The following is a 13,699-nucleotide window of genomic DNA, read 5'->3' as shown; positions in this document are numbered from 1 at the left end:
CCTCCTGGTGGACCCCGGCACAAGGCCGGGCGACGAGTGGTGGAACACTACTCAGCCCGCCGCCTTGGCGAGCCCTCGCGACAATTGCAGCGCGCCGTGGAGCCGCGCTGAGGGATTGGCCCAGGCGCGAGTGATCACCAGCTTCATGTCGGGGCGCAGCTTGGCGGTGCCGTCGAGCTTGTCGACATAGGCCAGCAGCCCGGCGACATTGGGGAACTTGTCGTCGTGGAAGCTGACCAATGCGCCCTTGGGACCGACATCGATCTTGGCGATGCAGGCCTTTTTCGCGTTGAGCTTGGCCTCGATCAGGCGGAGCAGATTGTCGGTCGGCTCGGGGAGCTTGCCGAAGCGATCGATCAGCTCGGCGGCGAATTCCTCGATGCCCTGCTTGTCCTCGACGTCGTTGAGGCGGCGATAGAGGCCCATGCGCAGATCGAGATCGGGGACATATTCCTCGGGGATCATGATCGGCGCGTCGACGGTGATCGAGGGCGACAGATCCTTGGGACGGATGTCGTCGCGCAGGCCGCCCGCCTTGGCGTCCATGATCGCTTCTTCCAGCATCGACTGGTAGAGTTCGTAGCCGACTTCCTTGATGTGCCCCGATTGCTCGTCGCCGAGCAGATTGCCCGCGCCGCGGATGTCGAGATCGTGGGACGCGAGCTGGAAGCCCGCACCCAGGGATTCGAGATCGGAGAGCACTTTGAGCCGCTTGCTCGCCGCTTCGGTCATCTGGCGCTCGGGCGGAGTGGTCATATAGGCATAGGCGCGGGTCTTGGCACGGCCGACGCGTCCGCGGATCTGGTAGAGCTGGGCGAGGCCGAACTTGTCGGCGCGGTTGACGATCAGCGTGTTCGCCGACGGGATGTCGAGCCCGGATTCGATGATGGTGGTCGAGACGAGCAGATCGTAGCGGCGGTCGTAGAAGGCCGACATCCGCTCCTCGACTTCGGTCGGCGCCATCTGGCCGTGCGCGATGACGTAGCTGATCTCGGGCACCTCCTCGCGGAGGAACTTCTCGATATCGGGGAGATCCGAAATGCGCGGCGTGACGAAATAGGCCTGGCCGCCGCGATAATGCTCGCGGAGCAGCGCCTCGCGCAGCACGACCGGGTCCCAGGGCATGACATAGGTGCGCACCGCGAGGCGATCGACCGGCGGAGTCTGGATCACCGAGAGCTCGCGCAGCCCCGACATCGCCATCTGCAGCGTGCGCGGGATCGGCGTGGCGGTGAGGGTCAGGACGTGGACGTCCGCCTTCATCGCCTTGAGCCGTTCCTTGTGCGTGACGCCGAAACGCTGCTCCTCGTCGACGATGACGAGGCCGAGGCGCTTGAAGTCGATCGTCTTGGCGAGGATCGCGTGGGTGCCGATGACGATGTCGATCTTGCCCTCGGCGACGCCTTCCTTGACCGATTTGGCCTCGGCGGCGGGAACGAGGCGCGAGAGCCGGCCGATCTCGATCGGGAAGCCCTGGAAACGCTCGACGAAATTGCGGTGGTGCTGGCGGGCGAGCAACGTGGTCGGACAGACCACTGCGACCTGCATCCCGGCCATCGCCGCGACGAAGGCGGCGCGCAGCGCGACTTCGGTCTTGCCGAAGCCGACATCGCCGACGATGAGCCGGTCCATCGGGCGCCCCGCGGCGAGGTCCTCCAGCACGTCGTTGATCGCGCGGTCCTGGTCGTCGGTCTCTTCATAGGGGAAGCGATCGACGAAGGCGGGGTAGCCACCATGATCGGGCTCGGCGACTTCAGCGGGGCGCGTGGCGCGCTTGGCGGCGGTGGCGATGAGTTCGCCTGCGATCTCGCGGATCCGCTCCTTCATGCGGCTCTTGCGGCGCTGCCACGCCTCGCCGCCGAGGCGGTCGAGCGTCGCGCCTTCCTCGCCCGATCCGTAGCGGCTCAGCACTTCGAGATTTTCGACCGGGACGTAGAGCTTGTCGCCGCCGGCATAAGAGAGCGCGACGCAATCGTGCGGCGCCTTCTGGACGGGAATCTGGGTCAATCCCTCGTAGCGGCCGATGCCGTGCTCGATATGCACGACGAGATCGCCCGGCGAGAGCGTGGCGAGCTCCTGGAGAAACGCATCCGTATTCTTGCGCCGCTTCGAACGCCGGATCAGGCGATCGCCGAGCATGTCCTGTTCGGTGAGGATCGCCACGTCGGGCGCCGTGAAGCCGTGATCGAGCGGGAGGACGATGAGGGCGATGCCCTTGTCGGCCGCGCCCAGTGCCTCCTGCCAGCTTTCGGCATTGTGGGCGCCCTTGAGCCCATGATCGGCGAGCAGTCCGGAGAGCCGCTCGCGCGCGCCGTTCGAGTAGCTGGCGAGGATCGGCTTGCGACCGTCTTTCCGCACCTTCGCGAGGTGGGCGACCACTGCTTCGTAAAGATTCGTGCCCCCTGCACGTTCGGGGGTGAAGTCGCGGGGCCCGTCGACGTGAAAGTCGAGGACAGTCGCCGATTCAGGTTCGTGGAAGGGCGTGGCGATGTGCACCGGGCCGTGATCGAGCGCTTTCGCCCATTCGTCGGGCGAGAGATAGAGCGCGTCGGTGGCGAGCGGGCGATAGCTGCCGGGCGCGGCCGATTCGGCGCGGACGCGGTTTTCCTGATAGTCCGCGATCGCCTCGAAACGCTGCTCGGCGGCACCGCCGGTGGCCGAATCGCGCACGAGCACGGCCTCGTCGGGCAAATGATCGAACAGCGTCTCCAGCCGCTCTTCGAACAGCGGGAGCCAATGCTCCATGCCGGCGAGGCGACGGCCGTCGCTGATCGCCTGGTAGAGCGGATCGCTCGTGGCATTGGCGCCGAACTTCTCGCGATAGCGGCTGCGGAAGCGCTTGATCGATTCCTCGTCGAGCAAGGCTTCGGAAGCGGGCAGCAGGACGAAACCATCGACGCGGCCCGTGGTGCGCTGGTCCTCGGGCGAGAAGGTGCGGACGGACTCGATCTCGTCGCCGAAGAAATCGAGACGGAGCGCCTGTTCGGCACCGCTCGGGAAGAGATCGACTAGTCCGCCACGGACGGCGAACTCGCCGGCGTCGTTGACCGTATCGACGCGGACATAGCCATTGGCCTGAAGCAGGGTGGAAAGCTTGTCGAGGCCGATCCGCTCGCCCGGGGCGAGTCGCGCGACGAGTTGACGGATGCGGAAGGGGGTAAGCGCGCGCTGGGTGGCCGCATTGACGGTGGTAATCAGCAGGCGCGGCTTATCGGCCTTGGTTTGGAGCGCGTGAAGCGTGGCGAGGCGCTCGGACATGACGCGCAGCGTGGGGCTGGCGCGGTCATAGGGGAGGCAATCCCAGGCCGGATAGCTGAGGATGTCGAGCTCGGGAGCGAAGAACAATACGGTCGAGGCGATCGCGCGCATCGCCGCCTCGTCGGGGGCGATGAACACCGCCGTGCTTCCGGCGCGCGCGAGGTCGGCCAGCATCCAGGGGAGGAAGCCGGTCGGGGCGCCTGAGAGCGTGAGGGGACGCGTGGCAGTGAGGATCTTCTTCAGTTCGGGCATTCTTGTCTCTGCTCCCTCTCCCCTTCGGGGGAGAGGGCTGGGGAGAGGGGCAGGGCGGAGAGGAAGGAGCATGCGGATGTGCCCCTCTCCCCGACCCTCTCCCCGCAAGCGGGGAGAGGGAGATTTATCTCGAAATCGGTACGTAGTTCAGGGTCTTGAGCGCGTTCATTATCGTGCCCTGGTAGCGTTCTGGGACGGCGGCGGTTCCCATCGCCCAAGCCATGATGTCGACATCCTGCTCCTCGAGCATGGCCTCGAACAGATCGATCTCGGCGTCGTTCCAGCCTTCGGCATGGGCATCGAAGAATCCGCCGATCAGCAGATCGGCTTCCTTGACGCCGCGATGCCAGGCGCGGAAGCGCAGGCGCTTGAGGCGATGTTCGCGATCCACAGAATCTCCAACGCAAATCGGCCGGCGGCGCTTTGAGCGACCGTCGGCTTCGGTGTAGGGCGGAGATAGACATGCGGCCGGACATTCTCAATCCACTGTTCGCGGAAGTCACCGCGCTGAAGGGCATCGGCCCCGGGCTGGCAAAGCCGTTGGAGCGGCTCGGGCTGGCGCGTGCGGTGGACGTCGCTTTCCATTTGCCGACCGGGTTCATCGATCGGGTGCCGCGCGAGGAACTCGACGCGGCGGACGCGGGGCGGATCATCGCGATCACGCTGACCGCAGTGAACTACCGCTTCGGCGGAAGTGCGCGGGCACCGGCGCGGGTACAGGCGGTTGACGCAAGGGGCAATTATGTCAGCCTCGTATTCTTCGGCGGCAATTCGGGTTGGGCGAAGAAGCTGCTGCCATTGAACGAGCCGCGTTTCGTCTCGGGCAAGCTCGAGACCTATGGGCAGGAATTGCAGATCGTCCATCCGGATCTCGTGCTGCCGCCCGAGGAGGCGCAGTCAGTCGGGCGCGAGGCGGTATATCCCTGCTCCGAGGGAATCACCTCGAAGCGGATCGCTGCGCTGGCGGCACAGGCACTCGAACGGGCGCCCGAATTGTCCGAATGGATCGAGCCGAGCCTCAAGGCGCAAAAGGGCTGGCCGGGCTGGCGCGAGGCGCTGGTGGCGATCCACGCCGATCCGGCCGACGCCAAGGCGCGCGAGCGACTCGCTTATGACGAGATTTTCGCCAACCAGCTCGCACTGATGCTGGTGCGCGGCGAGGCGCGGGCCAAGCGGGGGCGGCCGCTGGCGGGGGACGGGCGTCTGCGCGACAGGCTGCAGCTTCCTTATACCCCGACCGGCGCGCAATCGCGGACGATCCGTGAGATCGAAGGCGACATGGCGCAGTCTCAACCGATGCTGCGGTTGCTTCAGGGCGATGTCGGTTCGGGCAAGACCCTGGTCGCGACCATGGCGCTGCTGATCGCTGCCGAAGCAGGCGCACAGGGAGCGATGCTGGCGCCTACGGAGATTCTCGCTCGCCAGCATTTCGAGACGCTTACGCGAATGCTTTCAGGGCTGGATGTAAGAGTCGCGATCCTCACCGGGCGCGACAAGGGCAAGGCGCGAGAGGCGACGCTGATGGGGCTCGCCGACGGCTCGATCGACATATTGGTCGGCACGCATGCGATCTTTCAGGAAGGCGTGCGCTACAAGGATCTCGGGCTCGTGGTGGTCGACGAGCAGCATCGCTTCGGGGTCGCCGAACGGCTCATGCTCCAGTCCAAGGCCCAGGTGCCGCCGCATCTGCTGGTGATGACCGCGACGCCGATCCCGCGCACGCTCCAACTCGCGACGCATGGCGAGATGGACGTAAGCCGGCTCGACGAGATGCCGCCGGGCCGCGAGCCGATCGAGACCAGCGTGATCTCGGAGGATCGCCTGAACGAGATCGTCGAGGCGCTTGGCCGGCATCTTGGTTCGGGCAAGCAGGCATATTGGGTGTGTCCGTTGGTCGAGGAGAGCGAGAAGGTCGATCTCGCCGCCGCCGAGGAGCGCGCGGCGCAGCTTCACGCGCGTTTCGGCGATAGGGTGGGGCTGGTCCATGGGCGGATGAAGGGACCCGAGAAGGATGCCGTCATGGCGCGGTTCGCGAGCGGGGCGATCGGCGTTCTGGTGGCGACGACAGTGATCGAGGTCGGCGTGGACGTGCCCAATGCGACACTCATCGTGATCGAGCACGCCGATCGCTTCGGGCTGGCGCAGCTCCATCAATTGCGCGGGCGGGTGGGGCGGGGGGGCGGCAAGTCCCATTGCGTGCTGCTGCGCGGGGCCGGGCTGAGCGAAACTTCGCGCGCGCGGCTGGCGCTGATGCGCGATACCAATGACGGATTCCTGATCGCCGAGCGTGATCTCGAACTGCGCGGCGGCGGCGAATTGCTCGGCACGCGGCAGTCCGGCGAGGCGCAGTTCCGGCTGGCAACGCCCGAGATGATGCAGGCGTTGATGGTCGCGGCCAATGCTGACGCGAGGTTGCTGGTGGATCAGGACCGCGGACTCAAAACCGCGCGGGGCGAGGCGGCGCGGACAGCGCTCTATCTGTTCGAACGCGATGCCGCGGTGACGCTGCTGCGGGCCGGGTAGCTGTCAGTGCTCCTGCGAAAGCAGGAGCCCGGAGTCACAGGCGCATCGCTTGCCGCCCTGGGCTCCTGCTTTCGCAGGAGCACTGCGTATCACTTGCCCTTCAGCATGGTGGCGATGAGTTCGTAGTAAGTCGCGAGATCGATCGCTGGTTCGAACTGGCAGCCGAGCCGCCCGCCCAGCCACCAGCGGACTTCCGCGACGACGGCCCCCGCACCGGGAAGCACGACGCGAAGGCGGTCTCCGGTCTCGAACGGCGTCTCGCAGCGCGCCATCAGTCCGTGCGGCGAGATGTTCACGATCAGGAAAGTGAGCTGCCGCGCATCGGGGCCGAACGCCCGCGCACGATAATGCACGTCGTCGCGCATTGCCTGCCGGTCGTCGGCGATAGCCAGATTGCCGATGCTGAAACTCACGGGCGCCTCGCTCAAACCTTGAGGTACGGCTTCCCTGATATCGCTCTAGCGTGAATTCCGTTCAAACGAAGCTGCTTAACATAGACTTACGTGCCGATCAGGCAGGCACCAGAAGTCCGTGGCGCTTCTTGCCGAAGCTGACTTTCACTTGCCCGGCCACGGCGACCACGGCCATCGGATCGCCTACCGGCTGATCGTCGATCTTGATCGCGCCCTCGGCGATTTTCCGTCGGGCCTCACCCTTGGAAGGGCATAGCGCCAGGCCGACCAGCGCATCGACGATGTTGATGCTGCCCCCGGGCACCGTGAAGCTCGGCAGCGCCTCGCCGGCGGCGCCTTCCTCGAACGTGCGGCGCGCGGTTTCTGCGGCTTCCTCGGCAGCGGTCGCGCCGCGGCACATAGCGGTGGCGAGGTTGGCGAGGATCTTCTTGGCCTCGTTGATCTCGGCACCTGCGAGCCCCTCCAGCCGGACGATCTCCTCGAGCGGCAGATCGGTGAACAGCCGCAGGAAGCGGCCGACATCGCGATCGTCAGTGTTCCGCCAGAACTGCCAGTAATCGTAATGCGAGAGCTGATCAGGGTTGAGCCACACCGCGCCCGACATGGTCTTGCCCATCTTCCCGCCGTCCGCGGTAGTGATCAGCGGGGTGGTGACGCCATAGACCTCGGTGCCGTCGACGCGGCGCGAGAGCTCGATGCCGTTGACGATGTTCCCCCATTGATCCGAGCCGCCCATCTGCAGGCGGCACGCGGCACGGCGCGACAGCTCGAGGAAGTCGTAGGCCTGGAGGATCATGTAGTTGAATTCGAGGAACGACAGCGACTGCTCGCGGTCGAGCCGCAGCTTGACCGAGTCGAAGCTGAGCATCCGGTTGACCGAGAAATGCTGGCCGTAGTCGCGCAGGAAAGGAAGATATTCGAGCGCGTCGAGCCATTCGGCATTGTCGACCATCACTGCGTCGGTGGGCCCGTCGCCGAAGGTAAGGAAGTTCTCGAACACCGTCTTGATCGAGGCTATGTTGCCGGCGATCGTTTCGACCGTCATCAGCTTGCGGGCCTCGTCCTTGAAGCTGGGGTCGCCGACCTTGCCGGTGCCGCCGCCCATGAGGACGATGGGCTTGTGGCCCGCCTGCTGGAGCCGGCGAAGCAGCATGATCTGGACGAGGCTGCCGACATGGAGCGACGGCGCGGTGGGGTCGAAGCCGATATAGCCGGGAACGACCTGGCGCGCGGCAAGGGCATCCAGACCCTCGGGGTCGGTAACCTGGTGGATATAGCCGCGCGAAGAGAGCAGGCGGAGCAGATCGGACTGGAATTCGGTCATGATGCCGCGCCGCCTAGCATGGAGGAAGTGCCTTGGGGAGAGGATTGGGCAATGGGACGCTGGTGCCGCATCCCGATTTCGCGCCGGTCTCGGTGCGCGGTATCGAGGTGATGCTGGCGTGCGGTGGCGATGGCCGGTGGCTTGTCGAATATCGCGTCGAGGGCGCCGACGATCTGATCGCGCCACCGCCCGCGCGCCCGCAGCGTACGGACGAACTATGGAAGCACAGCTGTTTCGAACTGTTCGTCCGACCTGATCGCGGCAGCGGCTATTACGAATTCAATTTCTCGCCTTCGGGCGAATGGGCTGCCTATCGCTTCAGCGATTATCGCGCGGGCATGGTCGAGCTGCCGCTGATAACACCGGCGATCGAATGGTGGGGCGGCGAGATGCGCGCGGCGGTGGACCTGTCCGATCTTCCCGACGATGACTGGTGCGTCGGCATCACCGCAGTGATCGAGGAAGCGGGCGGCAAGCGCTCCTTCTGGTCGCTCGCGCACCCGCCGGGGAAGCCCGACTTCCACCATGAGGCTTGCTTCGCCTTCGAAGTCCCGGCAGCGATGCGCGCATGAAATTCGGCATCGATCGGCTGCTCGCCGACCCTGAACTCCGCAAGCCCCTCGAAGGCAAGCGCGTCGCATTGCTCGCGCATCCGGCTTCGGTCACCGCGCACCTGACGCATTCGCTCGACGCGCTGGTCGCGACGGGGCTCAACGTTTCGGCGGTGTTCGGGCCGCAGCACGGGGTGCGCGGCGATCTCCAGGACAATATGATGGAGTCGCCGGACTATACCGATCCGACCTACGGCATGCCGGTATTCAGCCTCTATGGAGAGGTGCGCCGCCCGACCGGCCAGTCGATGGGGACGTTCGATGTCATCCTGATCGATCTGCAGGATGTCGGCTGCCGGATCTACACCTTCGTGACGACCCTGCTCTACGTGCTCGAGGCCGCGGCGCAGCACGAGAAGCAAGTGTGGGTGCTCGATCGGCCCAACCCGGCGGGGCGGCCGGTGGAGGGACTGACCCTGTTGCCCGGCTGGGAGAGCTTTGTCGGGGCGGGACCGATGCCGATGCGGCATGGAATGACGCTGGGCGAGATGGGGTCCTGGTTCATCCATCACTTTGGCCTGGACGTGGACTATACCGTGATAGGGATGGAAGGGTGGCAACCCGAGACGGGGCCAGGCTTCGGCTGGCCGCCGGAGAGGCCGTGGATCAATCCGAGTCCCAATGCGGCGAATGTGAACATGGCGCGGGCTTATGCCGGAACAGTGATGCTCGAGGGCACCAATTTGTCCGAAGGGAGGGGCACGACGCGGCCGTTGGAGCTGTTCGGCGCTCCCGACGTGGATTCACGCGCGATTATCGCCGAGATGCGTCGACTGGCGCCGGATTGGCTCTCGGGATGCACGCTGCGCGACATCTGGTTCCAGCCGACGTTCCACAAGCATGTCGGGCAGCTCTGCTCGGGCGTGTTCATTCATGCCGAAGGGCCGCAATACGATCACGAGGCGTTCAGGCCCTGGCGGGTGCAGGCCCTGGGCTTCAAGGCGATCCGGACGCTCCGTCCGTCCTATGATCTGTGGCGCGATTTTCCATACGAATATGTCTTCGACAAGCTGGCGATCGATGTGATCAACGGCGGGCCCGGCCTGCGGGAGTGGGTCGACGATGCCGGTGCGAAGGCGAGTGACCTCGACACGATCACGCTGCCCGACGAAGCGGCCTGGATCGAGGCGCGGCGGCCGTTCCTACTGTATTGATTGCGTAAGGCAGGACGAGGGCTTAACGACCGCATCATGCTGGCGGGGCTGATTTTTGCGATCGAGGAGGCGAGCGACCGGCCGGGTACGCTCGTCGCGACGCTGCCATTCGGCGGCATGACGCTGCTCGAATATCAAGTGCGGCTGCTTTCGGGCGCGGGCGCGCAGCACGTTCTGGTGGCGGTCGGCAAGATGACGCCGGCGTTGCTCTCCGCAGTTCACCGCGCGAGCCGGCGTGATCTCTTCGTCGAGATCGTCCGATCGGCCGAGGAAGCGGCCGAGAAGATCGGCGAAGAGGCGCGGGTGCTGGTGATGGCCGACGGGCTGGTCACCACCGATCCGGTGATGGATCGGATGGGCAATGACGGTCCCGAGGCGCTGCTCGTCACCGACGATGCCGATTCTCCTGCCGCGATCGAGCGGCTCGACATGCGCGATTGCTGGGCGGGGGTGGCGCGGATCTCGATCGGCCAGCTCAGGCAAATCGCGCAGATGCCCGACGATTACGATTTCCAGTCGGCGTTGCTGCGCGTAGCGGCGCAATCGGGCGCTGACCATGTCCCGCTGACGGCGAGTTGGCTGCGCAGCGGTCACGCCGTCGAGCACAGCGCCGCGGGGCTGGCGGCGCGCAACACCGGGATCATGGCGGCGCTGACCGAGCGGCGGACCGACTGGGCGGATCGCTGGGTATTCACTCGGATCGCGCGGATGGTGCTGCCCGAGCTGGTCTCGCGCAACGTGCCCGGCTGGGGTTTGATCGGTGTGGCAGGCGTGCTCGCTTTGCTGTCGTTCGCAGCGCTCGCATATAATTGGGAGGGCACGGGGCTGCTCGTTTCGCTGCTCTCCGCGGCAAGCTTCGCGACGAGCGGCGCGATGGCGGCATTGCGCGGTGAGGAGCGACGCGCCCGGGCAATTGAATGGGCGCTGTTGGGGCTGTTCGGTGGAGTCGCGCTCGGCTGCGGCTGGATGGAGCGTGTGCGGCTCGACACGACCACGCCCTTGGTGCTGGCTACGGTGGCGCTGGCGGCGCAATTCCTGATCGAACGCGCGCCGTCGCGGCATCGGCGCTGGTGGGCGAGCCCGTCGGCGCATCTGCTGCTACTGACGCCGTTTGCGCTGGCCGGACTGATCCAGTTCGGGCTGGGCGCGGCGACGCTTTATGCTTTCATTACGCTGGCCGCGGCGGTTGAGGGTACCCGGGAAAAAGCTTAGCTTCGCTTTAATCACATTCCGCTAGTCAGAGGTCGATGTCGGATAACCCCGTCGACATAACCCACGGCGCCACCAGCGGCGCTCCTGAGCTGCTCGCGCGCGCGGCGGCTGCGGAGACGCGCGTCCATGACGGGCTGTCAGTAGCGATCGATGACTTCTTCCTGTCCGATGAGGGACGGCTCGACGAACGAACCCGCGCGGCGCTGTCGTTGCTGCTGCGGGCACTGGTCGAGACCGTCGAAGCCGAGATCCGCGAGAATGGCGCACGGCTGTTGAGCGAACGTGGGGAAGTCAAGCTCGCCGCGACGATCCTGCGGACCGAGGCGAGTGTCTGCGATCGGCTGTTCCGCTCGGGACTGCTGCGCGATCCGGCGCTGATGACCGAGCTCATGGCACGGGTGCGCCAGGACGCGATCGCCGCGGCGTTGCCGCTCAATGCGCCCGACGATCCCGAACGCCCCAGCCTGGTCAATCGATTCGTCCAGCACCCGGATCGCGCGCTGGCGAGCGGCGCGATGGCGGTGCTGATCGCCGAAAGCCGGCGGCGCGGCGATCCCGATGCGGGACAATTGACTCAGACCGACCTGCCCGCCGAGTTGCACTTCCGACTGGTCTGGTGGGTGGCGGCCGCCCTGCGCGAGCGCGTGAGCGAGGCAGCCGACGGCGCGCTGCCGGTGCTTGACCGGGCATTGTCCGACGCGGCGCAACGCAGCCTCGTCGCCTATGACGAGGGTGATCGGCTGGAAGCGGCGGCGATGCGCTTCGCCGCGGCGATCGATGCCCGGTCAGACGAACTGCCACGAATGCTGGTCGAGGCGCTGGGCGACCGGCGCATCGTCCTGTTCATCGCATTGCTCGCTCATGCATTGGGGGTGAGCTACCCGCTTGCCCGGGAGATCGTGCTCGAATCGAGCGCAGACCGGTTGTGGCTGGCGCTCCGCGCGCTCGACCTGAGTCGCGAAACCATTGCGCAGATCGGTTTCGCATTGTGCGAGGCGGACCCGCGCCGCGACGTCGAGCGCTTTGCCGATCGGCTCGACACGATCATTGCCGTTACCGGTGCCGACGCCCGCGATGCGATCGCACCATTCCGGCTCGATCCGGACTATCGGGCAGCGTTGCTGGCGCTGGCCCGCACGAGTGGCGCGGCATGAACGCGATCGATCGCTCACTCCCCGTTTCCTGCGGAAGGCTCGACCGTGAAGGCCGGCTGATCGACGCAGAGTCGCGGCTGGCCGAACTGAACCTTCGCGCCGGCGGTGAGCCGGGCGCACCGCTCGCGGTACCGCAGATCGCCACGCTGGCGCGGCTCGCGCAACGGCTGGGCATCGCCATTTCGCGCAACGTAGTCGCAGCGGACGGCGAGGATGATCTCGATCTGTGGGTTCGCGCCGAGCCCGAGGACGGCGGGGTGCGGCTCGAAGTGAGCGGATGGCGCCAGCGCCCGGCATGGCGCGCGATCGGTAACGAACTGGAGCGCGATGGCGACTTCTTCCGCTCGGCCGCCGACTGGTTGTGGGAGACAGACGCATCGCTGCGCATCACTTTCCTCTCGATCGAGGCCGGTGAGCGCTACGGATTCGATTCAAGCGAGATGCTCGGCCATCCGCTGACGCGCCTCTTTCATCTGGAACAGGACGAGAGCGGCAACCTGCCGATCCTCGACGCCGTGGCGGCGCAGGCACAGTTCGACGGACAGAAGGCCGAGATTCGCGGCACCGGGCGGATGGTGCGGCTCGCGGCGACGCCGCGTAGCGATCCCGGCGGACGTTTCGCCGGATTCGTCGGCGCCGCGCACATGCTCGAGGCGCCGCTGCCGCCCGAGCCGGGCCCCGACACGCCTTTGCCGGCGCCCGCGGCGGCCTTCGGCGGCTTTCCCGATTCGTTCAGCCAACGGCTCGATCGCGCGTTGCGCGGGCCGCTCGGCAAGATCATCGCCAATGCCGACAGCATCAGCGCGCAACTGGATGGACCGCTCAAGCCCGATTATGCCGAATATGCCAGCGATATCGCCAACGCCGGGCGGCATCTGCTGGGACTGGTCGAGGATCTGGTCGATCTGCAGGCGATCGAGCGCGAAGACTTCGCGATACTGATCGAACCGATCGACCTTGCCGATGTCGCGCGGCGCGCGGCGGGGCTGCTCGGGGTGCGGGCGGCGCAATCCGACGTACGGATCGACAAGCCGGCGACGGACGAGGGATTGCCGGTGACCGGCGAATTCCGTCGCGCGCTGCAGGTGATGGTCAATCTGATCGGCAATGCGGTGCGGTATTCGCCGCCGGGCGGGATGGTGTGGATCCGGCTCGAGCGCGAAGGCGGCATGGGCTGCGTGATCGTCGCCGATCAGGGCAAGGGCATCGCGCCGGAGGATCACGCGCGGATATTCGAGAAGTTCGGGCGCGTCGACGACAGCGAGCCGGGCGGATCGGGCCTCGGGTTGTACATCGCGCGGCGGCTCGCCCGGGCGATGGGCGGCGACATCATCGTCGATAGCGCACCCGGAATGGGCGCGCGGTTCGTGTTCAGGCTTCCCATGCGGAAGTGAGCGGGGCGCCCGCCGGGCTGGCCGGCGCCCCGTTCCCGTTTAGCGACGGCGGCAGACCGTCACGCGGCCCTGATAGCGCCGCCATTCGGTCCAGCAGACGCGCGAGCGGTGCCCGCGATAATAGCGTCCGCGGTCATAGCCACGGCCCCGATCCCAGCGGTCCCAGCGATCCCGATCGCCGCGATAGCGCCGGTAGTCCCGATAGCGCCGGTCGTCGCGATAGCCGTAGCCGTAGCCGTAATCCTGCACGGCGGCGCTGGCGCCGATCAAGGTGACCGGTGCCGCGCTGGCGGTCGTGGTGGCACCGGCGACGCCCGTGAACGCGAGCGCGGCGGCGGCGATGATCCTGACAATCTTCATCATGCTCTCCTGTCAATTCTCCCGCAGTGAAGGGAGAATAGGAT

The 13,699-nt window shown here is 66.4% G+C and carries 11 protein-coding genes; 6 read left to right on the top strand and 5 right to left on the bottom strand.

The window, feature by feature from the left end; genetic code table 11:
* Nucleotides 1–51 precede the first annotated feature (51 nt).
* On the bottom strand, nucleotides 52–3,510 hold the full coding sequence (gene mfd, locus BR78_RS0103695) for a transcription-repair coupling factor (RefSeq protein ID WP_029728610.1): 3,459 nt from the start codon (nucleotides 3,508–3,510) through the stop codon (nucleotides 52–54).
* 124 nt (nucleotides 3,511–3,634) lie between these two features.
* Nucleotides 3,635–3,901, bottom strand: a complete 267-nt coding sequence (locus BR78_RS0103690) for an FAD assembly factor SdhE (RefSeq protein ID WP_029935004.1) — start codon at nucleotides 3,899–3,901, stop codon at nucleotides 3,635–3,637.
* Nucleotides 3,902–3,972: 71 nt separating this feature from the next.
* Between BR78_RS0103690 and recG the strand changes: the two genes are divergently transcribed.
* Nucleotides 3,973–6,033, top strand: coding sequence for an ATP-dependent DNA helicase RecG (gene recG / locus BR78_RS0103685; protein ID WP_029728606.1), 2,061 nt, complete (start codon nucleotides 3,973–3,975; stop codon nucleotides 6,031–6,033).
* An 89-nt stretch (nucleotides 6,034–6,122) separates the two neighbouring features.
* Here recG and BR78_RS0103680 read toward each other — a convergent pair whose 3' ends face one another.
* Both BR78_RS0103680 and tyrS read right to left on the bottom strand, forming a co-directional pair.
* The gene (locus BR78_RS0103680; protein ID WP_029728607.1) at nucleotides 6,123–6,446 is read right to left on the bottom strand and encodes a PilZ domain-containing protein; all 324 of its coding nucleotides are present in this window, start codon (nucleotides 6,444–6,446) and stop codon (nucleotides 6,123–6,125) included.
* Nucleotides 6,447–6,543: 97 nt separating this feature from the next.
* Nucleotides 6,544–7,770, bottom strand: coding sequence for a tyrosine--tRNA ligase (gene tyrS / locus BR78_RS0103675; protein WP_029728608.1), 1,227 nt, complete (start codon nucleotides 7,768–7,770; stop codon nucleotides 6,544–6,546).
* Nucleotides 7,771–7,832: 62 nt separating this feature from the next.
* Here tyrS and BR78_RS0103670 point away from each other — a divergent pair, with 62 nt between their 5' ends.
* From BR78_RS0103670 to BR78_RS0103650, 5 genes are read left to right on the top strand one after another with little or no spacing between them, the layout of a single operon-like run.
* Nucleotides 7,833–8,342 carry a DOMON-like domain-containing protein gene (locus BR78_RS0103670; RefSeq protein ID WP_231478133.1) on the top strand — a complete coding sequence of 170 codons (510 nt, stop codon included), beginning with the start codon at nucleotides 7,833–7,835 and terminating at the stop codon, nucleotides 8,340–8,342.
* Complete coding sequence (locus tag BR78_RS0103665) at nucleotides 8,339–9,535, top strand: exo-beta-N-acetylmuramidase NamZ family protein (protein WP_029935000.1); 1,197 nt, start codon at nucleotides 8,339–8,341, stop codon at nucleotides 9,533–9,535. The genes BR78_RS0103670 and BR78_RS0103665 overlap by 4 nt, the downstream gene beginning before the upstream one ends.
* 36 nt (nucleotides 9,536–9,571) lie before the next feature.
* Nucleotides 9,572–10,747, top strand: a complete 1,176-nt coding sequence (locus BR78_RS0103660; protein WP_029934998.1) for a hypothetical protein — start codon at nucleotides 9,572–9,574, stop codon at nucleotides 10,745–10,747.
* Between the two features lie 35 nt (nucleotides 10,748–10,782).
* A complete protein-coding gene (locus BR78_RS0103655; protein ID WP_029934997.1) occupies nucleotides 10,783–11,901 on the top strand; it encodes a DUF2336 domain-containing protein in 1,119 nt (372 codons plus the stop codon).
* Nucleotides 11,898–13,295 (top strand): PAS domain-containing sensor histidine kinase, encoded by a 1,398-nt coding sequence (locus BR78_RS0103650; RefSeq protein WP_029934994.1) that lies wholly within the window; start codon nucleotides 11,898–11,900, stop codon nucleotides 13,293–13,295. Before BR78_RS0103655 ends, BR78_RS0103650 begins: the two co-directional genes overlap by 4 nt.
* Nucleotides 13,296–13,334: 39 nt before the next feature.
* Here BR78_RS0103650 and BR78_RS0103645 read toward each other — a convergent pair whose 3' ends face one another.
* Nucleotides 13,335–13,655, bottom strand: coding sequence for a hypothetical protein (locus BR78_RS0103645; protein WP_029934992.1), 321 nt, complete (start codon nucleotides 13,653–13,655; stop codon nucleotides 13,335–13,337).
* Nucleotides 13,656–13,699 lie beyond the last annotated feature (44 nt).

Origin of the sequence: Sphingomonas sp. UNC305MFCol5.2, assembly GCF_000712135.1 — a bacterium.
In the GTDB taxonomy this organism is placed as follows: domain Bacteria; phylum Pseudomonadota; class Alphaproteobacteria; order Sphingomonadales; family Sphingomonadaceae; genus Sphingomonas.
This window is presented reverse-complemented; position numbering and strand designations above follow the sequence as displayed.